The sequence below is a fragment of the Pseudomonas sp. NPDC098747 genome (assembly GCF_044760045.1).
GTDB lineage: Bacteria > Pseudomonadota > Gammaproteobacteria > Pseudomonadales > Pseudomonadaceae > Aquipseudomonas.
Map to the genome: position 1 here is coordinate 13,625 of NZ_JBIWAL010000010.1, position 24,622 is coordinate 38,246.

General features: G+C 58.6%; 24 protein-coding genes. 9 read left to right on the top strand and 15 right to left on the bottom strand.

Annotation, left to right across the window (positions count from 1 at the left end; genetic code table 11):
- The first annotated feature begins 5 nt into the window (after window positions 1-5).
- Entirely contained in the window at window positions 6-221 is a 216-nt protein-coding gene (locus ACIQVE_RS08600; RefSeq protein ID WP_402806766.1) for a hypothetical protein, read from the top strand.
- Window positions 222-255: 34 nt separating this feature from the next.
- Here the strand turns inward: ACIQVE_RS08600 and ACIQVE_RS08605 are convergent, their stop codons facing one another.
- Entirely contained in the window at window positions 256-2,901 is a 2,646-nt protein-coding gene (locus ACIQVE_RS08605) for an EAL domain-containing protein (protein ID WP_402806769.1), read from the bottom strand.
- Between the two features lie 299 nt (window positions 2,902-3,200).
- Between ACIQVE_RS08605 and ACIQVE_RS08610 the strand changes: the two genes are divergently transcribed.
- Complete coding sequence (locus tag ACIQVE_RS08610) at window positions 3,201-5,396, top strand: OsmC domain/YcaO domain-containing protein (protein ID WP_402806771.1); 2,196 nt, start codon at window positions 3,201-3,203, stop codon at window positions 5,394-5,396.
- A gap of 81 nt (window positions 5,397-5,477) precedes the next feature.
- Here the strand turns inward: ACIQVE_RS08610 and ACIQVE_RS08615 are convergent, their stop codons facing one another.
- Both ACIQVE_RS08615 and ACIQVE_RS08620 read right to left on the bottom strand, forming a co-directional pair.
- Window positions 5,478-5,972, bottom strand: a complete 495-nt coding sequence (locus tag ACIQVE_RS08615) for a PaaI family thioesterase (RefSeq protein WP_402806774.1) — start codon at window positions 5,970-5,972, stop codon at window positions 5,478-5,480.
- A 57-nt stretch (window positions 5,973-6,029) separates the two neighbouring features.
- Window positions 6,030-6,278 (bottom strand): hypothetical protein, encoded by a 249-nt coding sequence (locus tag ACIQVE_RS08620; protein ID WP_402806776.1) that lies wholly within the window; start codon window positions 6,276-6,278, stop codon window positions 6,030-6,032.
- A 171-nt stretch (window positions 6,279-6,449) separates the two neighbouring features.
- Here ACIQVE_RS08620 and ACIQVE_RS08625 point away from each other — a divergent pair, with 171 nt between their 5' ends.
- The 3 genes from ACIQVE_RS08625 (at window position 6,450) to ACIQVE_RS08635 (ending at window position 8,343) form a co-directional block, all read left to right on the top strand.
- Window positions 6,450-7,088 (top strand): ATPase, encoded by a 639-nt coding sequence (locus ACIQVE_RS08625; RefSeq protein ID WP_402806778.1) that lies wholly within the window; start codon window positions 6,450-6,452, stop codon window positions 7,086-7,088.
- Between the two features lie 86 nt (window positions 7,089-7,174).
- Window positions 7,175-7,516, top strand: coding sequence for a hypothetical protein (locus ACIQVE_RS08630; protein WP_402806781.1), 342 nt, complete (start codon window positions 7,175-7,177; stop codon window positions 7,514-7,516).
- A 185-nt stretch (window positions 7,517-7,701) separates the two neighbouring features.
- Entirely contained in the window at window positions 7,702-8,343 is a 642-nt protein-coding gene (locus ACIQVE_RS08635; RefSeq protein ID WP_402806784.1) for a LysE family translocator, read from the top strand.
- A gap of 76 nt (window positions 8,344-8,419) precedes the next feature.
- On the opposite strand, the gene ACIQVE_RS08640 is transcribed toward ACIQVE_RS08635, so the two are convergent.
- The 5 genes from ACIQVE_RS08640 to ACIQVE_RS08660 form a co-directional block, all read right to left on the bottom strand.
- Window positions 8,420-10,600 (bottom strand): TonB-dependent siderophore receptor, encoded by a 2,181-nt coding sequence (locus tag ACIQVE_RS08640; RefSeq protein WP_402806787.1) that lies wholly within the window; start codon window positions 10,598-10,600, stop codon window positions 8,420-8,422.
- Window positions 10,601-10,892: 292 nt separating this feature from the next.
- Window positions 10,893-11,732 (bottom strand): glutathione-dependent disulfide-bond oxidoreductase, encoded by an 840-nt coding sequence (gene yghU, locus ACIQVE_RS08645; protein ID WP_402806790.1) that lies wholly within the window; start codon window positions 11,730-11,732, stop codon window positions 10,893-10,895.
- A gap of 72 nt (window positions 11,733-11,804) precedes the next feature.
- Complete coding sequence (locus tag ACIQVE_RS08650; protein ID WP_402806792.1) at window positions 11,805-12,215, bottom strand: GFA family protein; 411 nt, start codon at window positions 12,213-12,215, stop codon at window positions 11,805-11,807.
- Between the two features lie 519 nt (window positions 12,216-12,734).
- Window positions 12,735-13,778 carry an alpha/beta hydrolase family protein gene (locus tag ACIQVE_RS08655; protein ID WP_402806794.1) on the bottom strand — a complete coding sequence of 348 codons (1,044 nt, stop codon included), beginning with the start codon at window positions 13,776-13,778 and terminating at the stop codon, window positions 12,735-12,737.
- A 75-nt stretch (window positions 13,779-13,853) separates the two neighbouring features.
- Complete coding sequence (locus tag ACIQVE_RS08660; RefSeq protein ID WP_402806796.1) at window positions 13,854-14,795, bottom strand: LysR substrate-binding domain-containing protein; 942 nt, start codon at window positions 14,793-14,795, stop codon at window positions 13,854-13,856.
- Between the two features lie 124 nt (window positions 14,796-14,919).
- On the opposite strand from ACIQVE_RS08660, the gene ACIQVE_RS08665 reads away from it, so the two are divergent.
- Window positions 14,920-15,195, top strand: a complete 276-nt coding sequence (locus ACIQVE_RS08665) for a DUF2798 domain-containing protein (RefSeq protein ID WP_402806799.1) — start codon at window positions 14,920-14,922, stop codon at window positions 15,193-15,195.
- A gap of 140 nt (window positions 15,196-15,335) precedes the next feature.
- Window positions 15,336-16,085 carry a DUF72 domain-containing protein gene (locus tag ACIQVE_RS08670; protein ID WP_402806801.1) on the top strand — a complete coding sequence of 250 codons (750 nt, stop codon included), beginning with the start codon at window positions 15,336-15,338 and terminating at the stop codon, window positions 16,083-16,085.
- 238 nt (window positions 16,086-16,323) lie between these two features.
- Here the strand turns inward: ACIQVE_RS08670 and ACIQVE_RS08675 are convergent, their stop codons facing one another.
- From ACIQVE_RS08675 to ACIQVE_RS08705, 7 genes are all read right to left on the bottom strand, one after another.
- Window positions 16,324-16,542 carry a hypothetical protein gene (locus ACIQVE_RS08675; RefSeq protein WP_402806804.1) on the bottom strand — a complete coding sequence of 73 codons (219 nt, stop codon included), beginning with the start codon at window positions 16,540-16,542 and terminating at the stop codon, window positions 16,324-16,326.
- Between the two features lie 138 nt (window positions 16,543-16,680).
- Window positions 16,681-18,360, bottom strand: a complete 1,680-nt coding sequence (locus ACIQVE_RS08680; protein ID WP_402806805.1) for an MFS transporter — start codon at window positions 18,358-18,360, stop codon at window positions 16,681-16,683.
- A gap of 192 nt (window positions 18,361-18,552) precedes the next feature.
- The gene (gene phnE, locus ACIQVE_RS08685) at window positions 18,553-19,320 is read right to left on the bottom strand and encodes a phosphonate ABC transporter, permease protein PhnE (RefSeq protein WP_402806808.1); all 768 of its coding nucleotides are present in this window, start codon (window positions 19,318-19,320) and stop codon (window positions 18,553-18,555) included.
- Window positions 19,317-20,141, bottom strand: coding sequence for a PhnE/PtxC family ABC transporter permease (locus ACIQVE_RS08690; RefSeq protein ID WP_402806811.1), 825 nt, complete (start codon window positions 20,139-20,141; stop codon window positions 19,317-19,319). The genes phnE and ACIQVE_RS08690 overlap by 4 nt, the downstream gene beginning before the upstream one ends.
- A complete protein-coding gene (locus ACIQVE_RS08695; RefSeq protein WP_402806814.1) occupies window positions 20,135-20,932 on the bottom strand; it encodes a phosphonate ABC transporter ATP-binding protein in 798 nt (265 codons plus the stop codon). Before ACIQVE_RS08695 ends, ACIQVE_RS08690 begins: the two co-directional genes overlap by 7 nt.
- Window positions 20,929-21,792: a putative selenate ABC transporter substrate-binding protein gene (locus tag ACIQVE_RS08700; RefSeq protein ID WP_402806817.1), complete on the bottom strand. Its 864-nt coding sequence runs from the start codon at window positions 21,790-21,792 to the stop codon at window positions 20,929-20,931. The genes ACIQVE_RS08695 and ACIQVE_RS08700 overlap by 4 nt, the downstream gene beginning before the upstream one ends.
- Window positions 21,793-21,922: 130 nt before the next feature.
- Window positions 21,923-22,324, bottom strand: a complete 402-nt coding sequence (locus tag ACIQVE_RS08705) for a RidA family protein (RefSeq protein ID WP_402806819.1) — start codon at window positions 22,322-22,324, stop codon at window positions 21,923-21,925.
- Between the two features lie 114 nt (window positions 22,325-22,438).
- Between ACIQVE_RS08705 and ACIQVE_RS08710 the strand changes: the two genes are divergently transcribed.
- Window positions 22,439-23,332, top strand: a complete 894-nt coding sequence (locus ACIQVE_RS08710) for a LysR family transcriptional regulator (protein WP_402806822.1) — start codon at window positions 22,439-22,441, stop codon at window positions 23,330-23,332.
- A 123-nt stretch (window positions 23,333-23,455) separates the two neighbouring features.
- Entirely contained in the window at window positions 23,456-24,616 is a 1,161-nt protein-coding gene (locus tag ACIQVE_RS08715) for a radical SAM/SPASM domain-containing protein (protein ID WP_402806824.1), read from the top strand.
- Window positions 24,617-24,622 lie beyond the last annotated feature (6 nt).

The following is a 24,622-nucleotide window of genomic DNA, read 5'->3' on the forward strand; positions in this document are numbered from 1 at the left end:
ACCCTATGTTCGATCAGCGTAAGAGAGAATTACTGGCGGCATGGCGCAAATTGGCGACGCAGTCGCAATTGCAGATGGACCCCGAGCAACAGTACGACGAGCTGCTCAAGGCCGCCGATGAAATGGAGGAGGAGGGACTGATCACCAGCGCCGAGTGGCGGCAGTTGGTTCGGGATGCGGGCAGTGTGTTCACCAGCGACACGAGTCAAACACGCAGTTGATACCGCCCGATTACGCTCAAGCGGTTGATCTGCCTCACAAGCCCTCCAGATTCAGGCCGCTCATAACGCGGCCTTTTTTGGCTTTCGGCTGCTCCGCTTGGGTGCTTCTGGACGCTTGCAGCAGACGCATGAACGCAGCTTTGTCGACCGGCCGACTCATGAAGTAACCCTGTACTTCGTTGCATTGATCGGCGCCCAGAATATCCAGTTGCTCCGCGGTTTCGACGCCTTCAGCAGTGACGGTCAGGCCCATGGCTTTGCCCAGTCCGATGATCGCTTGCACCACCGCCCGATCATTGGCGCCGCTGCTGATCGAGGCGATGAAGCGCTTGTCGATCTTGATGCCGTCGAACGGATACGCGCGCAGGTAACCAAGCGATGAGTAACCGGTGCCGAAGTCGTCCATGTTCAGGCGTACGCCCAGCTCTTTAAGAGCTGTCATGGTGGTCAGCGCGCCGTCGGTGTCGTTGAGCATGACGTTTTCAGTGATCTCAAGCTCCAGGCGACTGGCCGGGAAACGGGTGTCGACCAGCACTTCGCGGACATCCTCGACCACGTCACTTCTGGCGAACTGTGCAGGCGAAAGATTGACCGACAGCATAATGTCTTCCGGCCAGGTCAGGGCCGTTTCGCAAGCCTCACGCAACACCCAGCGCCCGAGCGGGACGATCAGGTCGGTCTGCTCCGCCAGCGGAATAAACAGATCGGGCCCAAGCAAGCCCTTGATCGGATGCTGCCAGCGCACCAGAGCCTCGACCGAAACGATCTGCTTGCCATCAACTTTGTAACGCGGTTGATAGTGCAGGATAAACTCGTTGTGCTTGAGCGCATGGCGCAGGTCGTCTTCCATTTGCCGGCGTGTCTGGATCTGGTCACTCATGTGCGCTTCAAAATAACACCAGGTGTTTTTGCCCTCGGATTTGGCCTGATACAGCGCAATGTCGGCGTAGCGGATCAGTTCGCTGGGGGTAAATCCATGGCGCCGGCTAAGGGCAATGCCGATGCTGGCGCCGATGTGCAGCGGGTGATGTTCGAAGATCACCGGTTGATGCAGGCTACCGATCAGACGGGTGCAGAATTTGTCGATTTCGTTAGGTGTGTCCATGCCATTGAGCACCACGACAAATTCGTCCCCGCCAAGCCTGGCGACGATGTCATCGTCGCGGGTGCATTCACGCAAACGGGCGGCGACTTCTTGCAGCACCGCATCACCGGCCGGATGGCCGAGCGAATCATTGATCGGTTTGAAGTTGTCCAGGTCAATCATCAGCAGCGACAGCGCCGGCGCGTGCTCCCTGAGCATCAGCGCTTCATCCAGATAACGCGCGAGTTTGTTGCGATTGGGCAGCCCGGTCAGGGCATCGTGCATGGACAAGTGCTGGATTTGAGCATGGGCGGCGACCTCGTCGGTGATATCGCTGGCGGTGCCGCGATAACCGATGACGACATGCTTGTCGAAGATCGGGCGAGCCGAAAGACGGCAATGACGTTGCTGCCCGGAATGGTCGCGGTAAGTGCAACGCAGGTCGCTGGCGTGACCTTCCTCGTTCAGTTTCCGCAGCCACAGTTCCAGCGGCGTGGTGTCGCAAAACAGCAGTTGACCGATGTCCTGGCCCTGCCAAAGGGTTTGTGGGTAACCGGTCACTTCGCTGAAGCGCGCCGACAAATAGGTCAGCGACAGATGCCGGTCGATCTCCCAGATCCAGTCTGAAGCGGCTTCCGCCACCGCACGAAAACGCTCTTCACTGGCTTCCAGACCAAGGTTGGCGGCTTCCAGTGCAAGGTTGGAGGACTGCATCACCGCAAAACTTTCGTCGACATACCGCGATGAGCGCAAGGCGTGGCGGAAGAAATACGCGGTCAGCAGCATTAACACCACCATTGTTGCGCCGAGGGTGGGCAGCAATGACCACAATAACTGTTGCCCCGGCCGCTCCAGATCGGCTACCAGACTATAACCGGTGCTGTCCAGCGGCACTCGCGGGCGGGCCGGGTGCAGGGTTTCATCCAGGGCAAGGGTCAGGTTTTTCAAACCGTAACCGCTGCCGATCTTGCGCAGTTTGGTTGGGGTGAGTTTGTCGACGAACACCAGCACAGAGGTTTTCTGCGCAGTGTTCAGTGCGCGCTCATCGTTAGGCAAAATGGCCGCTGCCGACACCAGCGCCGGCCAGCCCTCGAAAAGTGAATAGCGGCTGACGGGTTGGGTCAAGTCGCTTTGGCCTTGCACCTGATCCAGCAGCGAGGTCGCGCTGATCTCCAGGAACGCCGCGACATCCGCATCGAGCATTTGCCCGCGAACCACGGCGTATTTGGTGCGCTCGCTATCCAACACGAACACGCCATCATAGCCGTCAGCGGTGAACAGCGTTTTGCCCAGGTTTTGCTCGGTATAGGCCCAGTGGGTGTCGACCTTATCGCTCAAGCGTTCATAGGCCGTGGTCCAGTAGGCGTAACTGGTGATGTAGTTTTTCGACGCAGTGATGCGGTTTTCCAGAGCGCGAACCGAGTAGAACTCGGTCTTTTTGACTTCCTCGGCATCCAGCCTGTTGGCGATGCCGAGCAGGGCGACTGCCGCAGCAATCACCCCGGTGACGAACAGCGCGCCCACGGCGACCGCTAGGCGCCAAGTGACGGCGCTCTGTCTTGGGGGAAGCGGCGCTGCATTAGTGGAAATGTCCATTCGCTCGTCCTTGATCCGCAGTCTTCTGAATCTAGAACAGCGGCACGGGCGCAATGTTCAGATTCTTGTTCAGGATCATGCTGATCGGAATCTGTAGAAGCGTAGTGAACACCTGAAGAATTTGCTTTTGCCAGTTTGCAACAAGGGACGACTGACCCCGCAACTCTTGGGTCGAGCGTGCATTTTACGCCCGAAAACGGCGTGGCACCGGTCAGCGGCGATTCCCGAAAGCACAAGACTTCCCGCTCAAAAACCGGATAATGGCCGCCATTCGTTTAGCCGTATTCTGGTAATCCCGCATGGAAATCAAGGTCAACTTTCTCGACAACCTTCGACTTGAAGCCAAGTTCGACGACTTCACGGTGATCGCCGATCAGCCCATCCGCTACAAGGGCGATGGCTCGGCACCGGGGCCGTTCGACTACTTCCTGGCATCGTCGGCCTTGTGCGCGGCTTACTTTGTGAAGTTGTACTGCGACACGCGCAATATCCCCACGGAAAACATTCGCCTGTCGCAAAACAACATCGTCGACCCGGAAAACCGCTACAACCAGATCTTCAAGATCCAGGTCGAATTGCCAGCGGACATTTCTGAAAAGGATCGCTTGGGCATCCTGCGCTCGATCGACCGCTGCACGGTGAAGAAGGTCGTGCAGACCGGCCCGGAATTCATCATCGAAGAAGTCGAGAATCTTGACGCCGATGCCCAGGCCTTGCTGATGCCGCACTCGGGCTCGGAGGCGGGCACCTACATCGCCGGCAAGGACCTGCCGCTGGAACAGACCATCGCCAACATGTCGGCAATTCTCGCCGACCTGGGCATGAAGATCGAAATCGCTTCGTGGCGCAATATCGTGCCCAATGTGTGGTCGCTGCATATCCGTGACGCGCACTCGCCGATGTGCTTCACCAACGGCAAGGGTGCGACCAAGGAAGGTGCACTGGCGTCCGCGCTGGGTGAATTCATCGAGCGGCTGAACTGCAACTTCTTCTACAACGATCAGTTCTGGGGCGAAGACATCGCCAGCGCAGAATTTGTGCATTACCCGGATGAGCGCTGGTTCCAGCCTGGCCCGAAAGACGAATTGCCGAGCGAGATCCTCGACGAATACTGCCTTGAGATTTACAACAGCGATGGCGAGTTGCGTGGCTCGAACCTTTACGACACCAACTCCGGCAACACTCAGCGTGGCATCTGCTCGCTGCCGTTTGTGCGCCAGTCCGACAATGAAGTGGTGTACTTCCCGTCCAACCTGATCGAAAACCTGTTCCTCAGCAACGGCATGAGTGCCGGCAACACGCTGGCCGAAGCACAGGTGCAGTGCCTGTCGGAAATCTTCGAGCGCGCGGTCAAGCGCGAAATTCTCGAAGGTGAAATGGCGCTGCCGGATGTGCCACAGCACGTGCTGGAGAAATACCCAAGCATTCTCGCCGGCATCAAGGGCCTGGAAGAGCAGGGTTTCCCGGTGCTGGTCAAGGATGCGTCGCTGGGCGGTGAGTTTCCGGTGATGTGCGTGACCCTGATGAACCCGCGCACGGGCGGCGTGTTTGCCTCATTTGGCGCGCATCCAAGCCTGGAAGTCGCGCTGGAGCGTAGCCTGACCGAGCTGTTGCAGGGCCGCAGCTTTGAAGGCCTGAACGATCTGCCGCAGCCGACTTTTTCGGGGCAGGCGGTGACCGAGCCGAATAACTTTGTCGAGCACTTCATCGACTCCAGCGGAGTGGTGTCGTGGCGCTTCTTCAGTGCCAAGGCAGACTTCGAATTCGTCGAGTGGGACTTCTCTGGCCACGGCGAAAACTCCAATGCCGAAGAAGCCGCAACGTTGTTCGGCATCCTCGAAGACATGGGCAAAGAAGTCTACATGGCGGTCTACGAGCACATCGGCGCCAAGGCCTGCCGGATTCTGGTGCCGGACTACTCGGAAATCTATCCGGTGGACGACCTGATCTGGGACAACACCAACAAGGCGCTGCAATTTCGCGCCGACATCCTCAACCTGCACAGCCTGAGCAAAGTCGGCCTGCGCAACCTGGCCCAGGGTCTGGAAAAAAGCGAGCTGGACGATTACACCGACATCACCACCCTGATCGGCATCGAGTTCGACGACAACACGCCGTGGGGCAAGTTGACCATCCTCGAACTGCGCCTGCTGATCTACCTGGCGCTGCAAAAGTTTGATCAGGCGAAAGACCTCGTCGAAGCCTTTCTGCAATACAACGACAACACTGTTGAACGCGGCTTGTTCTACCAAGCGGTGAACGTGGTACTGGAAATGGAACTGGACGAAGATCTGGAACTGGCCGACTACGAATCCAACTTCCGCCGCATGTTTGGCAAAGAGCGCATGGACGCGGCCATTGGTTCGGTGAACGGCAGCGTGCGTTTCTATGGCTTGACGCCGACGAGCATGAAGCTGGAAGGCCTTGATCGGCATTTGCGCTTGATCGAGAGCTATAAAAAGCTGCATTCGGCGCGAGCGAATGTGAAGGCTTGATTCCTTGAGCAGTGCTGTCACGGAAGTACCTGTGACATCGAATACCTGTGGCGAGCGAGCAAGCTCCCTCGCCACAGTTGCTTAGCGCTTATGCGCAGCATCCGCCAACTGCCCGGTATCGACCCGGACAAACACCGAATCACCCACCGCTGTCAGCACGTCCCCCGCAAACACCTCGCAGATCACCCGCGTTTTACGCCCGACTTCACCCTCGACTTTCGCCCGCAGGGTCAGTGCTACGCCCATCGGTGTCGGTTTGATGAACTTGATGCCGAGGTTGCCAGTGACGCAATCGATGCGGGGCAGGGTGCCGGCTTCGCGGTTTTCTGCGCCGTAGTGATAGGCCATCGCCGTCCAGTTGGAATGGCAGTCGACCAGCATCGCGATCAGCCCGCCGTAGACCAGGTCTGGCCAGCCGCAGTACTTGGCCTCCGGCAGATGCTCGGCGATGACGTGCACACCGTCCTCATGCCAATGGCTCTTGATGTGCAGGCCGTGCGGGTTGCTGCCGCCGCAGCCGTAGCAAACGCCCTCGGGCGCGGCGCTGTCTTGCAGTGAGGTATCGAGGCTGGACATGGGTGTGGTGATCCTGGAGTGGTGAGCCCGGTCAGGCGAATACGCTTGGATTCTTGGTCATTCGTCTACCGTGAGCCACGTGTCGACAACCCGTCGATCCAGCTCTTCCCAATACGCCATGCCCAAAACCCGTGTGGTGTTCAGCCCGCGCAAATAGCCGCGCAACTGATTGGCAGTGTCCCGGATGAGCTGCGGGTCAGCGTCATCCTTGTTCAGCAACACGCTTTCGTACTGGACCAGGTATTCAGCCACGCGATCGCGATATTCGGATAGAACGGCGTCGCGGATCAGGTCAAATGTTCTCAAGGAGGATTCCTCATTCATCTTGTTCTAGTTGTGATCGAGTGTGTAATCAGTCTGCACATTGCGCAACTATCGCTAGAAGTAATAGTGACCATCACCAAACGCAAGTTCTGCTTTGCCGGCGATGGGCGGAAAATCGCCTCCATCGAACACGCAGCTCAAGGAATTTGCGCGATGAACATTCTGACTCGACTGGCGCTGGCGGCCCTGCTGATGGGCGCTGTCGCTGCACCGACCTACGCCGACAATGCCCGGTCGTGTCATTTACAAACCATCACCGGCAGCAGCGCCACGTTGCAGCATTCGCAGACTGTTGGCGTGCTGTACAGCGAAAACACCCTGGACAACCTGCAATACCTTGAGCGTTACCACGACATGGCCATCAACGGCGCAAAAGATGCGCTCGACTCGCGGATTCGCGACGCTTTCGTCGCCAGTTCCGACCCGGAACTGGCCATCGACTGGCTGATGAGTTCGTTACAACGGCAGTTTTTGTCGGTGACTGTCTACGACAGCCTCGACGAACTGGTGCAGGCCCATCCCGATGTGGTGGTGAAGCTCGACACGTTCAATCGTCTGCTGACCCAACGCAACAATCTGGTCGAAGCGCGCTTTACCGCGCGGTTCTACGACGCCGACCTGCGATACATCGGCAAGGCTGAAGGCGCGGTGGAAAAGCAGATGCCGTCGGTCTGGGTACATAACCAGGCGGCGCCGCAAATCGCCGCGCAGATCGATAAGCAACGTGACTTGCAACTCAACGCATTGAAGCAGTTCGACAACTCGCTCAAGGCGTTGGTCTCGGCAAGCTGAACATTGCAAACACAAATAGCAACGGCGGCGCCGGGAAGCTGAGCCGTTGCCGGTTGAACCGAAACTTTATTTTCAGGATTACACCGATGCGTCCTTTATTCGTTTCTGCCATGGCTGTCGCTTCCTTGCTGCTTGCCGGCTGCGCGTCTGCACCAAACGACCCGACCCTGACCTTGCAGACCAACAAAACCCCTGCGCAGTACGCCGATTGCGTCGTGCCCAAGTTGCAGGGCATCGCGCTGAACCCGACCGTCTCGCAGACCCAGCGCAGCTACCGGATCGTGGTGCCGAGCAAGGTCTCGGCGGACAACGTGCTGGAAGCCTACAAGGCCGGCAGCGGCGGCAAAGTGTTCCTTTACGAGCGTCACCTGCTGGCCTCGAATTTCATGCCTTCCAGTTTTGAACGGGCAGCCCAGGACTGCATTTGATTGCGCCTGTTGACCGTATCTGACAGAGCTCCTTTGGTTGGCCGCAACCAACCAATTTTTTACCCCGCGCCTTTATTGGGTTGCGGGTTTTTTTTTGCTTTCAAACCCCCACAGGGTGAATCGTGTATTTCTGTGTAGCGACAGACAGGTAACATGCCATCTCTCACCTACCACGAGCACTGAAAATGGATTCTCACTCGATTCTGGCTTTTACCCTGGTCGCCGCGATTGCCATCGCAAGCCCAGGCCCGGCGACGCTGATGGCGATCAACAACAGCCTGGCTCACGGGCAGCGCAGCACGATCTGGTCATCGCTGGGCAATGCCAGTGGCCTGTTTTGCCTGTCAGCGGCGGCCATGTTGGGGTTGGGCGCGTTGCTGGCCAGTTCCGAGTGGTTGTTCAATGCGGTGAAGATCATCGGTGCCGGCTATCTGTTCTACCTTGGGGTCAAACAGCTGTGCAAAAAGGGTCCGATGCTCCCAGAGGGTACTGAGGGCGACACGCACAAACCGCGCCCGACTCGCGGCAAACTTTATAAGTCAGCCTTCCTCACCGCAGTGACCAATCCCAAGGCGACGATGTTTTTCACCGCGCTGTTCCCGCAGTTCATCGATCAGGGCGCGGCGTTGCTGCCGCAGTTCCTGATCCTGACTTCGATTTTCATGGCGCTGTCGGTGTCGTCGTTGAGTGTCTATGCCGCGCTGGCATCACGGGCGAAGGGCGTATTGACCCGCCCGGCGCTGTCCCGTTGGGTCAGCCGCGTGGTGGGGACGACGTTCATCGGTTTTGGTGCGGCGATCCTGACGATGCGTCGCCAGACGGCATAAGTGCATGCTCAGGATGACAGGCGCCGCATCAATGCTGCGGCGCCCTTTGCATATGCCGTCGTGAGGGTTACGCGACTCAGAACTTGTATTTAGCCGTCAGCATGTAGCTGCGCGGGTTGCCGTAGTTGTCGTTAGCCCCCCAGGTGACGTTACTGCCGATGGCGGAGTAGTAAACGCGGTCGAAGATGTTGTTCGCGTTGACCTGCAGGTCGAGGTGTTTGCTGACTTCGTAGCCGGCCATCAGGTCGGCGGTCGCGTAGCTGCCCTGTTCGAGACGATAGCTGCTGCCATTGCTGAGCGCGATGTCGTTATACATGCGGCTCTGCCAGTAAACGCTGCCGCCGACGCGGAGTTTTTCCAGTGGGCCTTGCAGGCGATACATCGTAGAGACCTTGAACAAGTGCTCAGGTGTGTCGCTGTCGAATTTTTGATTGTTGTTGGCCGGATTTTCGTCCTTGATGTAATGCGCGCGGGTGTAGGTGTAGCCAGCGCCGAGCTGCCAGTTTTCGGTCAGCGCGCCTTGCAGCTCCATGTCGATGCCTTGGCTGCGCACTTTGCCGGACGCGTTGTAGCAGGTCATCACCGGGCAACCCAACTGGTTGTCCGCCGTGGTCGAGCGACCGGTCTGGTCCATCTGAAACACGGCCAGACTGGCGTTGAGGGCGCCGTTGAAATATTCACCCTTGATGCCGACCTCGTAGTTTTCGCCGACGATTGGCTCCAGCACTTTACCGGAAAGGTCTTTTTGGGTTTGTGGGGTGAATATGTCCGTGTAGCTGGCGTAAACGGAGTAATGGTCGTCCAGTTTGTAGATCAGGCCGGCATAACGCGTCAGGTTGCGGGTGACTTTATAGTCGCCGTCGGTGGTGCGGTCATCGTAGTCATACCAGTCGAGACGGCTGCCGAGGATCAGCGTCAGCGGATCGGCCAGGCTCAAACGGGTGGTCAGGTAAACCGCATCCTGAGTGGTGACGCTACGCGTCTTGCCATCACGCACGAAGTTGGGCTTTGGTGCACCGATTGGCCAGGCCGTGGTGTAGGGGTCGTATTCCTTGGACGTTGCATCGTAGACGCGATTGCTGGCGCCGACGACCAGTTCGTGGGTGCGACCAAAGGCATCGAACGGGCCGCTGGCAAAACCGTCGAAAGCGCGCTGTTTGTCGGTGTTGTGCGACTGATAGGCCGTGGTTTCGAGCGGGCCGGCGTAACGCGACAGGTAAGAGCCGGAGAATTCGCCGTTCAGCGTCGATGAGGAACCGGCTACATGCAGTTTCCAATCGTTGTCGAAACGATGCTCGACGTCACCGAAGACCGTGTCGATCTGCAGTTTCTTGTTTTCCCAATCCGTGCCCGGGTAGGTGGAGCGGGGCAGGTCGAGGTGATGGCCGTTGGTGCCGATCGGCAAACCGCCCCAGAAATAGTTGGTCTGTTCATTTTGACGAGAGAAACCCAGAGTCGCCGTCGTGGCGTCGCTCAGGTCGGCTTCGCCGATGGCGTAGAACAGGCCGTGATCGTTTTGTTCTTTGTCGCGGAAACTGTCGGCGCCCTGATAGGAACCCACTACGCGGCCACGCAATGTGCCGCTTTCGTTGAGCGCGCCGGAGGCGTCGACCTCGCCGCGGTAATCATCCCAACTGCCGGCTGCACCGGTGAGCGTCACTTGCGGGGTGGCCGTCGGGCGTTTGCGCACCATGTTGATCGCTGCCGACGGGTTGCCGGCACCGGTCACCAGGCCGGTCGCACCACGGACGATTTCAACCCGGTCGAACATCGCCAGGTTCGGCTGCACCGCCATCGAGTACGGCTGGTAAGAGCTGGGCAGGCCGTCGTACATGATGTTGTCGATGTCGAAACCGCGGGCGCTGTAGTTCTGCCGGCCCGGGCCGCTGGATTGATTGAGGAACAACCCTGGCGTGCCCCGCACCACATCGTTGATGCTGGTCATGCCCTGATCGTCCATGCGCTGGCGGGTGATGACCGTCACCGCCTGCGGCGTTTCGCGCATGGTCAACGACAGCTTGGTCGCGGTCTGCATCGGGCCCGTGGTGTACGACTCTGAACCTTCCGTTGTGCTGCTCATTTGCGTGGCGCCGATTTCGGTCGCGCCGAGCTCCAGCGTGGCGGGCGCCGCGGTATTTTCTGGCGTGGTTGGCGTTGCTTCATCGGCCATGGCCGGGGTGGCACCGGCCATGCAGATGGCCAATGCCAGCAAGTTAGGCGAAAGGTTCGAACGGCGATAACGGGTGTGAAACGACATCAATCTGCTTCCCCAAGGATACTAAAGACGAATCTGATGCATATGCGTTTATGAATTATTCGCATTAGTCTGTCAGATTGAATCACTTGAAGAAAGGCTCACCATTCAGTTAGTTAACAAATTTTTCACATCTGCGCAGGCTCTACGTCGGCGGTCGCGCCGCAGGCAGTCTTTGCGTGGGAAGTTGAAAGGCGCAACTCGGGGAAAGGGTGGAGGGCAAACAGTCCAGCCGCGACCGGTCAACCTGAGTGCTGAGTCGGCCACGGCGCTGTTGAGGAAACGCAGATCTCGCCTAGCTCAAATCTTCAGCCTGATGCCGCTCGGGAACCTGGCTCGCCTCATCACCCCACGTGCGGTTGACGCGCTGTCCACGGATGACGGCCGGTCGATTGGCGATCTCCTCTGCCCAGCGCTGGACGTGGGTGTACTCGTGGGCCGCAAGAAACTCCGCCGCCGAATAAACATTATTGCGCACCAGTTGGCCGTACCACGGCCAGACCGCGATGTCGGCGATGGTGTAGCTGTCGCCGGCAAGATACGGGCTCTCGGCCAGGCGCCGATCTAGCACGTCCAGTTGCCGCTTGGCTTCCATGGTGAAGCGATTGATCGGGTACTCAAGCTTCTCCGGCGCATAGGCGTAGAAGTGCCCGAACCCGCCGCCCAGATACGGCGCCGAGCCCATCTGCCAGAACAGCCAGTTGAGGGTTTCGGTGCGTCCCGCCGGGTCTTTGGGCAGGAAAGCCCCGAACTTCTCCGCGAGATACAGCAGGATCGAGCCCGACTCGAAAACCCGAATCGGTGGCTCGACACTGCGGTCGAGCAGCGCAGGAATTTTCGAATTCGGATTGATCTCGACAAAACCGCTGGAGAACTGATCGCCCTCGCCAATGCGGATCAGCCACGCGTCGTATTCAGCGGCGCTGTGCCCCAGCGCCAGCAACTCCTCAAGCAGGATGGTCACCTTCACCCCATTGGGCGTGGCCAGCGAGTAGAGCTGCAACGGATGCTTGCCGACCGGCAGCGTCTTCTCGTGCGTCGGCTCGGCAATCGGACGATTAATGCTGGCAAACTGGCCGCCGGACGCTGCTTCGTTTTTCCAGACCTTGGGCGGAACGTAGGGCGCTTTGCTCATGAAACGGACCTCATCGTGACTGGCTGAGAATAGTGAGACACCGTAGAGAAAGATGTCGTTTCATTCAACGCTTCAGGATTGGCGCTGAGGCCTGTCGTCCTGAATGTCATACCAGGGCGCCTTGGACGCTACCTCGACATGCTTCTGTTTATCGCCAGTGAAAGGCGTATCCAGCGTCCCAAGCGCTATCGAAATCCAGTCGGCAAACTCACCCTGACTGCGCGACCAGAACAACGAGGAACCGCAGTGAGAGCAGAACTCGCGCAGTACTGATTCAGAAGAGCGGTAGGCCTTGATGTCCTCGGCGCCTTGCAGCAATTCCAGATCTGCACGAGGCACGCTGCCATAGCTGGCAAATGCCGCACCATGGCTCTTGCGGCACTGGCTGCAATGGCAATGAGAAAGTGCTTTAGGTCTGGAGTTGATCTGGTACTTCACTGCATCGCAAAGGCAACTGCCCAGGAAGGTCTGGGGAAACGTCATTAAAGACCTCATGGTTGAGTGGCGTTTCGTCTTGGGAAAAAAACCTGAGCCCAGTTAGTGGCTTTTACCTCAAGAGGATAGAATCCCGTTTTTTCACCCACATGGATGCTGGCGTTGTCGACGGACACTGCCAGGCGATTGGATTTTTACGGATAAAGCCTGCAATGCAAAGTCAGTTCCACCTCAGAACAATTTCATTTGTTACAGCACTCGCACTAACGCTTTCTGGCTGTGTCGGGGTATCAGTTTCAACGCGTAAACCGGGATATCAATACGAAGCGGACAGTGGCGAGACCCACCGAGAATGGTGCGGTGTTACGCTTTGGGCAGTTATTGTGCCTATCCCCTTGAAGTTGCCTGTCTGCAAGATGCGTAGTGGAGAGACATTCGTAACGCCCATGTACGCCTGCGGGCCCCTGATGATCTTGGGACCTATCGTCCATGGTTATCAGGGAAATGCCCTATGTGGTGTGTTTCCTGATTGATGACGAATGTTTGCTCGATCCATTGAGCGTTTGTTCACTCACCCGCAGACCGCTGCAAAAACTCGCTGATCAGCGAAATCACCTGCTGCTGAATCACCTCGCGCGCACGTCCACCGTCGCCGTCCGTGCAGATGACGCCATCACCGGGCACGTCTTCTTCGAGCATTGCCATAGCGCCCGGTTTGCACAGCGCCACAAAGCTGAAATGGCTGGCATCGCCGATTTCAACGTATTGGCTCGACGTTTTCGGCAGACGCTTGGCCAGGTCAGCGGATTCCAGCTCAGCCGGCAGATCTTCCGACGGCACGCCTGCCGCGATCACCAGCGCCGGCACCGGCAGCGCTGCAAGGCTGGCATCCGTGAAGCCGCGTGATAAACCCAGATCCAATGCCACAACGGCAGTGACGCGCTTGTCGCGCAAATCGGCGGCGAGTCGGGCCTTTGATGCCGGGTTGCTTGCGGGATTCATGGTTTGGTAAACGGTGCAACTGGCTAACTTCTGATGAGCGCTGCAGTCGCGGGCAAACCGGTCGGCGTCGAAACGCGCGCCAGCGATTTCCATTGCAGTCCAGCCACCGAGTGAGTGGCCGACCACTGCAATTCGCTCCTGCGCGACGGCACCAAACTTTTCCGGCTGAGCCGTCACCCCATCGATGGCCCGACCAATGTCGGCAGGACGCTGCCATAACTGCGCCGCCGCTTGCGGGCTACGGTCCTGCGTGGTGCTGCCTGGATGATTGACCGCCGCGACAATGTAACCCTGATGGGCCAGTGCACTCGCCAGCCATGCCTGGTTAGTCCAGTTGCCGCGGTACCCGTGGGAGAGCACCACCAATGGGTGTTCGCCTTCAGCCGGTGGCGCGTTTTCGACAGACAGGACACCGACAAAAGCCGGATTGTCGCCGATCAACTTCGGTGGGGTGGCGGATGCGCGGGCGGGGTACCAAACGACCATTTCCAGTGGACGCTCATTGTTCGCGTCCGGCAGCGTAGAGCGCTGGAAACCGATAGGCGTGTCGTCAGCGAATACGTGGGTGGTCAGGCACAGCAGAAACAGGACGCCTAAAGCGTTTTTCATTGTTTTTATCTTCCTTGATGAGCCTCGATGGCGTGGCGGACTTTGCCTCAATCCGCGCGTTTCAGCGAGTAACTTTTAAAGCCTCGATGACCCCTGTTCCATCGGCCAGCGCGCAGCCAGATGTTCAGTCATATAGTCCATGAAGGCTTTGACCTTCGGCGTCATCGCCGCGCGTTCCTGCACGCAGGCGTAAATCTCCATGGGTTCGACAACCGCGCATGTTGCGCCATGATGCGTTTCGAACAGCGGCAGCAGTTGACCGCTGGCAATGTAAGGCGTCGCCACGAACTCCGCCAAACGCGTGATGCCGGCGCCGCTGATTGCCATCTGCGCCAGTGCGTCGATATCGTCGCTGATCGCTGTGGCATTGATGTTGGCTTCGTAACGCTGGCCGTCGCGCAGAAAACTCCAGCGCAGAAATCGTCCATCCAGAGGATAACGAAACGCCAGGCACGCATGGTTTTGCAGATCGTGCGGCGATTGCGGCACGCCTGCCCGTTCTAGATAGGCGGGGGCGGCGCACAGGATGAAGGGCAGCGAAACGATCTTGCGCGCGACGATGCCATCTTCCAGTTGCGGTTTGATCCGCAGGCTCAGATCAATGCCGTCCTGAATGTGGCTAATCTTGCCGTCTGTGGTCTGCAGCTCAAGCAGCAGGCGCGGATGCTGCGCGGCGAAACCAGCGATCAGCGGCGCGAGCACATGTCGGCCGAATGCGGACGTCGAGGCGATGCTCAGTCGCCCCTGCAATTCGGCTTCTTCATTACTGATTGAGCTTTGTGCTGACTCCAGATCAGCCGCGATGCGCTTGACCTTTTCGTAGTACACCGCGCCGTTTTCAGTCAGCGCCATGCTCCGCGTCGTGCGTTGCAGCAGTCGCACGCCGAGATGCGCTTCCAGACGATTGATCGTCTGACTCACCGCCGCTGCACTGACGCCCAGAGTTTTGGCGGCACCGACAATGGAGCCCGATTCGACCACTTTGATAAAACTGGCAATCGCCGCTAACAGATTCATCCATGGCCTGCCGAGAAGTGGATTCGTAAGTAATACTTTATAAAGTACCTGTGATTGGCCGTCTAGTTGAGGGTAATCGGCTTTGCTAAGGTGCCCGCTCCCTGTCAATGGATGCAAAAGCCATATGAATCAAAGAACAAGCTCCGATGCCCTGTATGTCAGCCGCCGCAAGCTGTCAGCGCGTGCCACGCCCTATGTGTTTGCGTTGTACATGGCGACGATCATGGCGTTTCTGATGTCGCTGGTGATCACCGCATCCAATTCCGGCATTGGTAACAACTACCTGAGTAATACGCTGCACGCTTACAAACTGGCGATGCCGGTGGCGTTCCTGTGCATCCTCGTCGTCCGGCCCATCGTGATCAAACTGGTGGCGTGGACGGTGCATCCGCATCGCTAAGCGCGCAATCCTCTCTACGCCTCAAAAAACTCGTCGAGCAATTGATAAAAGGCAATCCGACATCGCGCAATCAATCGAAACTTCGCCGTCAGCCAGAATGTCCAGAGGAGAAGGGCGACGCAAAATGTGGAGGAATCGATTTGATTTACATCGGTTGCGCAGGCTGGAGTCTGGGGCGCGAGCATTGGCCGGCGTTTCCGGTGGAGGGCACGCACCTGCATCGCTATGCCGCGCTATTCAACAGCGTGGAAATCAACAGTTCGTTTTACCGTCCCCATCGCCACCAGACCTACGAGCGCTGGGCCGATTCGGTGCCGGACGGCTTTCGTTTTTCAGTGAAAGTTCCCAAACACATCAGCCATGAATTGCGCCTGGCAGGCAGTGAAACGGCGCTCGATGAGTTTCTCGAACAATGCAGCAGCTTAGGCGATCGCCTCGGGTGTTTGCTGGTGCAGTTACCGCCTTCAATGGCGTTTGATGAAGCCATCGCCGAAGCATTTTTCAGCGCATTGCGCGAGCGCTTTGCCGGCGCCGTGGTGCTGGAACCGCGACAGGCTTCGTGGGCCGATGCCGAGCCATTGTTGATCAGGTATCAGATCGCCCAAGCGGCGGTCGATCCCTCAAGAATCAGCTGTGACCCGTCGCCGAGTGGCTGGCGCGGCGTGCAGTATTGGCGCTTGCACGGTTCGCCGCGCATTTACCATAGCGCCTACGATTTGCCGTACCTGCAACAACTTGCGCAAGCCTTGCAGACCGCGAGTGCCGAAGGTGCTGCGACCTGGTGCATCTTCGACAATACCGCCAGTGGCGCCGCTATTGGCAATGCGTTGACCTTGGCGCAGGAGCTTAACCAGTACGCGACCGTGACGCCGTCGAAGCCCTCACCCTAACCCTCTCCCAGAGGGAGAGGGGACTGATTGAGTTGATAGCGAGAGCTTCACCGACCTGGATGATCGAGTTGAACTCAGGAATGTCACGCAATCAGCTGTGAGTCGAACTCAGATTTTGACCTGCAGAGCTGTGGGTCGAGCTGAGATTTTGAACTGCATGAAGATCGGCTCCCTTTCCCCCTCTCCCTGAGGGAGAGGGCTGGGGTGAGGGGGGAAACTGCCTGACACCGCAAAAATCTCAATTGCCGTCCGCCACCTTGCGTTCAATCTCATCAATCTTGCGCTGCAATTCCTCGGCATCCTGCTCTTTAACCCGAGTGGAAGAGGGCGTGATGACCTCGTCCACAGCCCTGGTGTCATCATCCCTGTCCGCAAGATCGCGCTCGACCACGTTCACCGGTTTGCCGGACGTGTCGGTAGGCGGGGCATTCGGGGTTTTACCGTCGTTGCTGTCCATATCGCTGACCTCCGTTGGTGTAAAACATTGGAGGAGGCGCGAAGGTGAGCGTTCGATTTTTCTACGAATCGCTGAATGAATCGAAGCCGAAAACCTATGCAGGCGCTGCCTCAGACAGCGCCTGCACGGGGACCAGAGTCAATCCTTGAGAATGTCGCGGTCTTTGGTTTCCGGCAGGAAGAACGTGCCGAGTATCGCCGTCATCACCGCAATCACGATCGGGTACCACAGCCCGTAGTAGATATCACCGGTGGCCGCGACCATCGCAAAAGCCACGGTCGGCAGGAAGCCGCCAAACCAGCCATTGCCGATGTGATAGGGCAGCGACATCGAGGTGTAGCGGATGCGGGTCGGGAACAGCTCGACCAGCCACGCCGCGATCGGGCCGTACACCATGGTCACGTAGATCACCAGAATGGTCAGCAGCAGCAACACCATCGGGTAATTGGTTTTCGCCGGATCGGCTTTCTCCGGGTAGCCCGCTTCTTTCAGTGCGCTACTCAGGTTGGCGGTGAAGGCATCGTTGCGGGTCTTGAAGTCGGCGGCGGGCAGGGCGCTGCCCTCGAAACTCTCGATAACTTTGTCACCGATGCGTACCTGCGCCACGGTGCCGGGCTCGGCCTCGACGTTCTCGTAAGGGATCGCCCGTTTCGCCAGCAGGGTCTTGGCCAGGTCGCAGGAACTGGTGAATTTGGCCTTGCCCACCGGGTCGAACTGGAATGAACACTGATCGGAATTGGCGATCACCTTGACCGGGTTTTTCTCCTGGGCGATGAACACGTCGGGGTTACCGTACTGAGTCAGCGCATGGAAGATCGGGAAGTAAGTCAGCGCCGCAAGAATGCAGCCGACCATGATGATCGGCTTGCGGCCGATGCGGTCGGACAGGCTGCCGAAGATCACGAAGAACGGCGTGCCGATCAACAGTGATCCGGCGATCAGCAGGTTGGCGGTTTGCGGGTCGATCTTCAGCGTCTGCAAAAGGAAAAACAGCGCGTAGAACTGCCCGGTGTACCAGACCACTGCCTGACCGGCTGTACCGCCGAGTAGCGACATGATCACCACTTTGAGGTTGTCCCAGCGTGCAAAGGATTCGGTCAGCGGCGCTTTGGAGGCCTTGCCTTCAGCCTTCATCTTCTGGAACACCGGCGACTCGCTCAGTTGCAGGCGGATGTACACCGAAACGATCAGCAGCAGGATCGACAGCAGGAATGGAATCCGCCAGCCCCAGGCTTCGAACGCTTCGGTGCCCAGCACGGTGCGGCAGGCGAGGATCACCAGCAGCGACAGGAACAGGCCCAGCGTCGCGGTGGTTTGAATCCATGACGTGAAGAACCCGCGTCTGCCCGGTGGCGCGTGTTCGGCCACGTAAGTCGCCGCGCCGCCGTACTCACCGCCCAGCGCCAGGCCTTGCAGCAAGCGCAGGGTGATCAGGATGACCGGGGCGGCGACGCCAATGGTTGCGTAGCCGGGCAGCAGACCGACAATGGCCGTAGAAACACCCATGATCACAATGGTGATCAGGAAGGTGTGTTTGCGCCCGATCATGTCGCCGAGCCGACCGAACACGATGGCGCCGAACGGCCGCACGGCAAACCCGGCAGCGAAAGCGAGCAGGGCAAAAATGAACGCGGTGGTTTCGTTGACGCCGGCAAAAAAGTGCTTGGCGATGATCGCCGCCAGTGATCCGTAGAGGTAGAAGTCGTACCATTCGAACACCGTGCCTAGGGACGAAGCGAAGATGACCTTGCGCTCCTCCTTGGTCATGCCGCCGCTGCGGGGTGGATTGCCTGTGGGTGTCGTGTCGATTGTGGCCATAGGTGTACTCCGTCGTGCTGGTTTTTTTGTAGGCCGGAGTCCCCCAATAACGCTTTATCGCACTCTGGCCTTGTGGCGTATGCCGCAATTGCTGTCGCGTGAAACTTGCACAGTCTGACGGTCTCGCAGGTGTGCGAGGTTTCCTGAAGCATAATCAGCTTCTGGCAGATATCCACTCGCCAGCATCGGCACTTACGCCTTGACCCAGCGCTGGCGGCTCGACGCACTCAACCAATCCACTGCAAACACCAGCACCAGCATCGCCAGAATCACTGTGCTGGCCTGCGCTTCCTGAAACAGGCTGAGGCTCACATACAGCATCTGCCCCAAACCGCCCGCGCCGACGAAACCCAGCACGCTGGCCATGCGAATGTTGTTCTCCCAGCGGTACAGGACGTAGGCGAGCAGTTGCGGGGCGAGGTTGGGCAGGGTGCCGTAGCAGAAGGCGAGGATAGGGTTGCCGCCCTGCAAGCGGATCGCTTCGGCCGGTTGCGGCGGGGTGTTTTCCAGCGCTTCGGCGAACAAGCGACCCAGCACGCCGGTGGTGTGCAGGGCGAGTGCGAGGGTGCCGGCGTTCGGCCCGAGCCCGGCGGCGAGCACCATCAGCGCGGCCCAGACCAGTTCCGGAATCGCCCGCAGGCCATTGAGCAGCAATCGCGACACACTGCGCAGCGGCCAGCCGAATCGCCCGGCAGCGGGCAGCGCCAGGACGATGCCCAGCAGCGCGGCGAGCAGGGTGCCGAGCGCCGACATGGCCAACGTTTCCAGCGAGCCATGGAGGATCGCTTTCAGGTAATCGGCGCTCAGGTCCGGGCTGAGAAAGCGCTGCACATACGCGCCCATCTGTTTAAGGCTGGTGGCACTGCCTAGTTCGCCGAGGTCGAGCCCCAGGTAAATGAACGAAGCGATGACGGCCACGCCGATGCCCGCGATCAACAACAGATTGATCAGACGATTCATGTCAGCCTCCAGCGCAGCAAGCGGCTGAGTTGATCGGCCACCAGCACCAGCAGCAGGAAGGTCAGCAGAATGCTCGCGACTTCACCGCCCGCGAACATGCGGATCGACAGGTCGATTTGCTGGCCCAGGCCACCGGCGCCAACAAAACCCATCACCACCGAAGCGCGGATCGCACATTCCCAGCGATAGACCGTGTAAGACAGCAATTCCCCGGCGACATTGGGCAAAATCCCATAGGCAAAACTCGCCAGTCGACCGCTGCCTGATTGCAACAGGGCGTGCGCTGGGCGTTGGTCGGTGGATTCGAAAATCTCTGCGTAGACCTTGCCGAGCATGCCGCTGTAGGTGATCGCAATCGCCAGCACGCCCGCCGCCGGACCGAGACCGACGGCGCGCACGAACAACAGCGCCCAGACGATTTCCGGCACGCTGCGCAGGAAGATCAATAAGCCGCGAACCGGCCAGCGCAGCAAACGGCCAAGACGACTGGGCACGCCACCCCGTGAAGCAGCAGATAGCGACAAGGCACGGCTGGCGAGCAAACCAGCAGGCACGGCCAGCAACAACGCCAACGCCATGCCCGCCGTGGCAATTGCCAGGGTTTGCAACGTGGCTTTGAATAACAACTGCAAAAACGCTTCATCGTGGGCGGGCGGCCAGAACTGCGCGACAAACCGGCCCATTTCATTCTGGCTGTCGGGCAGCAGCACGCTCAAATTCAGCTCGCTGAGTTGTATTCCCGGCCACAGCACCGCAATCGCCAAAACCGTCAGCAGCAAACGCGGCCACGCCGCAGGATCGCGTGAATCGGCCTTCAGCATCGTGGAATCTGCACAGGCAAAGGCGTAACCGCCGTGGGCGGCGATTGCAGGTGTTCATTGGCGTACAGCGCGTCGAGCATTTCGCGGCTGACTTGATCGGAGGGGCTGTCGAACAGAATCTGCCCGTCACGCAAGCCGATGATCCGCGGGAAGTGCGACAGCGCGAGGTCCACCGCATGCAGGCTCGCCACCAGCGTGACGTTATGTTCGCGGGCATGGCGCGACAGGACCGTCAGCGTATGCCCGGCCATGACCGGATCCATCGCTGACACCGGCTCGTCGGCCAACAGAATATCCGGCGCCTGATACAGCACCCGCGCGATGCCGACGCGCTGCAACTGACCGCCAGACAATTGCTGGCAATGGGCGAACAATTTATCGCCCAGATCCAGCCGCGCCAATGCTGCGCGAGCACCGGGCACGTCGAGTGGATGCAGCAGGTTCAGTAAGCTTTTGCCCAAACTCCATTGCCCGAGTTTGCCGGCCAGCACCGCTGTCACCACGCGCTGGCGCAGAGGCAGCGGCGGCGCCTGATGCACCAGGCCGATGCGCGCGCGCAGGCGTTGTCGCTGGCGGGCAGACAAGTGCCATGCGCGTTCGCCGAGCACTTCGATCTCGCCGCTGCTGGGCCGCAGTGCGGTGGCCAGCAGGTTGAGCAAACTCGATTTACCGGCCCCGGACGGGCCGATGATGGCGACTTGTTCGCCGACGCCAATCTGCAAGTCGATGCCGCGCAGGGCATCGACTCCATTGGCGTGGCGCAAGCTGACGTGGGTGAGGCGTAGCGTCATTTCAGCAGATCGGCAGCGCGGGCGGCTTCCTCGATGCCCTTGTAGTTCTCGGGCTTGGTGTCGATGAATTTGCTGGCGGCTTGCAGATCGAGAATCTTCTTCTGTTCAGGGTTGGCCGGGTCCAGATCAAGGAAGGCTTTTTTGATCTTGGCTGCCAACGCCGGGTCGAGGGTGCCGCGCACGGTCCAGTTGTAATCGAAGTACGGCGGGGTGGTGGCGAAGACTTTGACCTTGTTGGTGTCGACCTTGCCGGCGTCCACCAGTTTCTGCCAGACACTGGCGTTCAACACACCGGCGTCGACCTTGCCGGCCTGCACCCAGGCAGCGGTGGCGTCGTGGGCGCCGGAGTAGGCGACGCGGCTGAAATACGCCTCAGGCTTGATGCCGTCATTTTTCAGCATGAAATAACGCGGCATCAGGCTACCGGAAGTGGACGATACGGAACCGAAGGCGAAGGTCTTGCCCTTCAGATCGGCCAGGCTCTTTACGTTCGGGTCGGCGGTGATGAATTTGCTGGTGAACTGCGCATCCTGTTCACGCTGCACCAATGGAATGACCGGGGTGGTGGCGTCGGTCTTCAAGCGCGCCTGCACAAAAGTGAAGCCACCTAGCCAGGCCATGTCGAGACGGTCGGTGGCCAGCGCTTCAACCACTGCCGGGTAATCGGCCACCGGGACGAACTGCACCTTCATGCCCAATTGCTGTTCCAGATACGCACCCAATGGCTCGAACTTGCGCAGCAGTTCGGTTGGGGCCTCATCGGGAATGGCGCTGACCCGCAATACATCAGCGGCTTGCGCTACCAGCGCAGATAGGGACAGGGCCAGACCGGCCGTCAGTGACAGGGTTCGTTTGAGCATGGAATTCTCCGTTTCGTGAGCGTCAAAGTCGAAGCGCCGCCGTTGTACAGTCGAGGCTGGGCGCAAAGTCAGGTTAGACGAAACGGCGAGGTTATACGCATTCGAGGGTTCAAAGGCCAGTGCGCATCAATCAGTGGCGTTCGGGGAGTTTGGCGATCACCTTGATCTCGAAGTCGAAACCATACAGCCAGGTCACGCCAACGGTGGTAACGGTCGGATGCGGCGCGTCACCCCAGAACTCCGTCAGAACGACATTCCAGATCGTCTCGAACTTCGACTGCGGATCGACAATGAACACGGTGACGTCGACCACATCGGCGAACGTGCAACCGGCCTCATCGAGAATCGCGTTCAGGTTATTGAAAGCCTGGCGCACCTGGTTTTGCAGATCCGGCTCGGGTGAACCGTCCTCGGTGCTGCCCACTTGTCCCGAGACAAATAGAAAGCCGTTGGAGCGAATCGCCGGCGAGTAGCGATGGCGCTCGTAAAGGGTCCGGCGTGCGGGTGGGAAAACAACATCGCGCTGCGTCATGGGGTGTCTCCATCAGTGAGGTGATGGCGTAACTCTAGGGATTTGCAGGCGGGTGATAAACGCGCAAGCTTGGCGTTAACTGTTTGCAAATTCCAAACAATCGGAAGCCGAGTAATGGACCGTTTTGATGCAATGCAGGCGTTTGCACGGGTGGTCGAGGCGGGGAGTTTCACCAAAGCTGCCGAAACCCTGCACATGAGCAAGACCACCGTGACACAACTGGTTCAGCAGTTGGAGGCGCGGTTGCGGGTCAAATTGCTCAACCGCACTACGCGCAAGGTCAATGTCACTGCCGACGGTGCGGCGTATTACCAGCGCGTGATCAAGTTGCTCGCCGACATGGAGGATGCCGAAACCAGCCTGCCCGGTGCCTCGGTGTCGCCCAGTGGACGATTGCGCGTGGACGTGCCGAGCCCGTTCGCTCGCTTGATTCTGATTCCGGCATTGCCCGAATTTCACGCGCGCTATCCGGATATCCAGATCGACATGGGCGTCAGTGATCGTATCGTCGACATCATCGATGAGAACGTCGACTGCGTGGTGCGCGGCGGCGAGCTGCTGGATCAGTCACTGATGGCGCGCAAGGTTGCGGATCTGCAACTGGGCGTGTTTGCCGCGCCCGACTATCTCGCTCGTGCCGGCACGCCGATGCATCCGCAGGAGCTGGAGGATTCGCATCATCGTGTGGTTGCGTTCCTGTGGGCGCGCACCGGCAAACCCCTGCCTTTCACTTTGCATAACGACAAGCAAAGTTTGCAAATCAAAGGTCGTCATGTGTTGGCTGTCGACGATGGTAATGCCTATCTCGCGGCGGGTCTGGCCGGCATGGGCGTGCTATGGCTGCCCAGGTACATGTCCGACGCCCCTGTAGCACGCGGTGAACTAGTGCCGCTGTTCGAGGGCTGGCAACTTGAATCGATGCCTCTGTACATAGCGTACCCGCCGAACCGCCACATCAGCTTGAAGTTGCGAGTATTTATCGATTGGGTTGTGAAGTTAATGGCGTAGCCGGCGTCTGGTGCGCTTTTTGCTTGGACGTGCTCAATGTCGTCAAATAACTAACACATCCGGCAACCCGAAAGCCTGCGGCGTTGACCAGATGAGCGTAGAGCTCAAGGAGCTTCACTCGTCATGAACATGTATATCGATATCGTCGGTGCCTGCAATCTGAGCTGTCCTTCTTGCCCGATGGGCAACTCGGAAAACCTCAACTTCAAAAAAGCCATGCAGATCGAGATGTTCCGCGAGATCGTCGAGAAAGCCAAACGTGAAGGCGTTCGGGCGATTTTTCTCTACAACTGGACAGAGCCTTTGGTGCATCCGAAGATCGGCGAGTTCATCGAGATCATCAATGCGGCCGGCATGAACAGTGGCGTCAGCACTAACCTGAACCTGGCCAAGAACATGGAAAAAGCCTTGATGGCCGAACCGGGTTTCTTCCGTATTTCGCTGTCAGGGTTTTACCAGGAGACCTACGCGAAGGGCCATGTAGGCGGGGATATCGAAGTTGTAAAACAGAACATGATCACGCTGAGTGAGCTTGTGCAGCGCCATGGTCTGAACACCCATGTCGAGGTTTATTACCATCGGTATCTGGACAACCTGGCAGAAGAAACACTGATGCGCGAGTTCAGTGAGCGTCTGGGCTTCACCTTCAGCACCGGTTATTCGGTGATGATGCCGCTGGAGAAGGCGCTGGCCATTGTCGAACGCGATCCTTCCGTGACCGACACTGACCACGAGACCCTGAAAAGGCTGGCATTGCCGCCTTACGATGATCTGGTCAATGTCGTGCAGCACTTCCACAAGCAAGCGTGCTCGCTCAAAGATAACTGGCTGGTGATCGACTGCAACGGCAACACAGTGCTTTGCTGCACCATCTTCAATCAAAGTGAATATCAAGTCGGAAAGTATCTGGACATCAATGTCGACGAATTGATGAAGCGTAAAAACACGCAGCAAAACTGTGTCGACATGTGCAATCGGTGCGTGAAGAAGGGCATGCATATCTACGCGATGTACCCCGGCCAGGGCGCGCTGGAAAGTCATGCAATCAATCGCATTATCGATTTCCAGCAGCGCAGCATTGCGGGTTTGCCGATTGATAGCGAACAACTCGGCCGGGCCGGCGAAGTCAGTGTCGAAAACTTCGATGAAGCGCAATACCTCCAACTGAACGACGACGTCCGGCAGGCGGTTCGCACCGGCGCTTTCACCAGTGGCTATCAGCACTACGTGCTCTTCGGTCGCCTGGAAGGGCGAGTGGGCGCCGGTCTTTTTTCAGCGGTATAAGCGCCG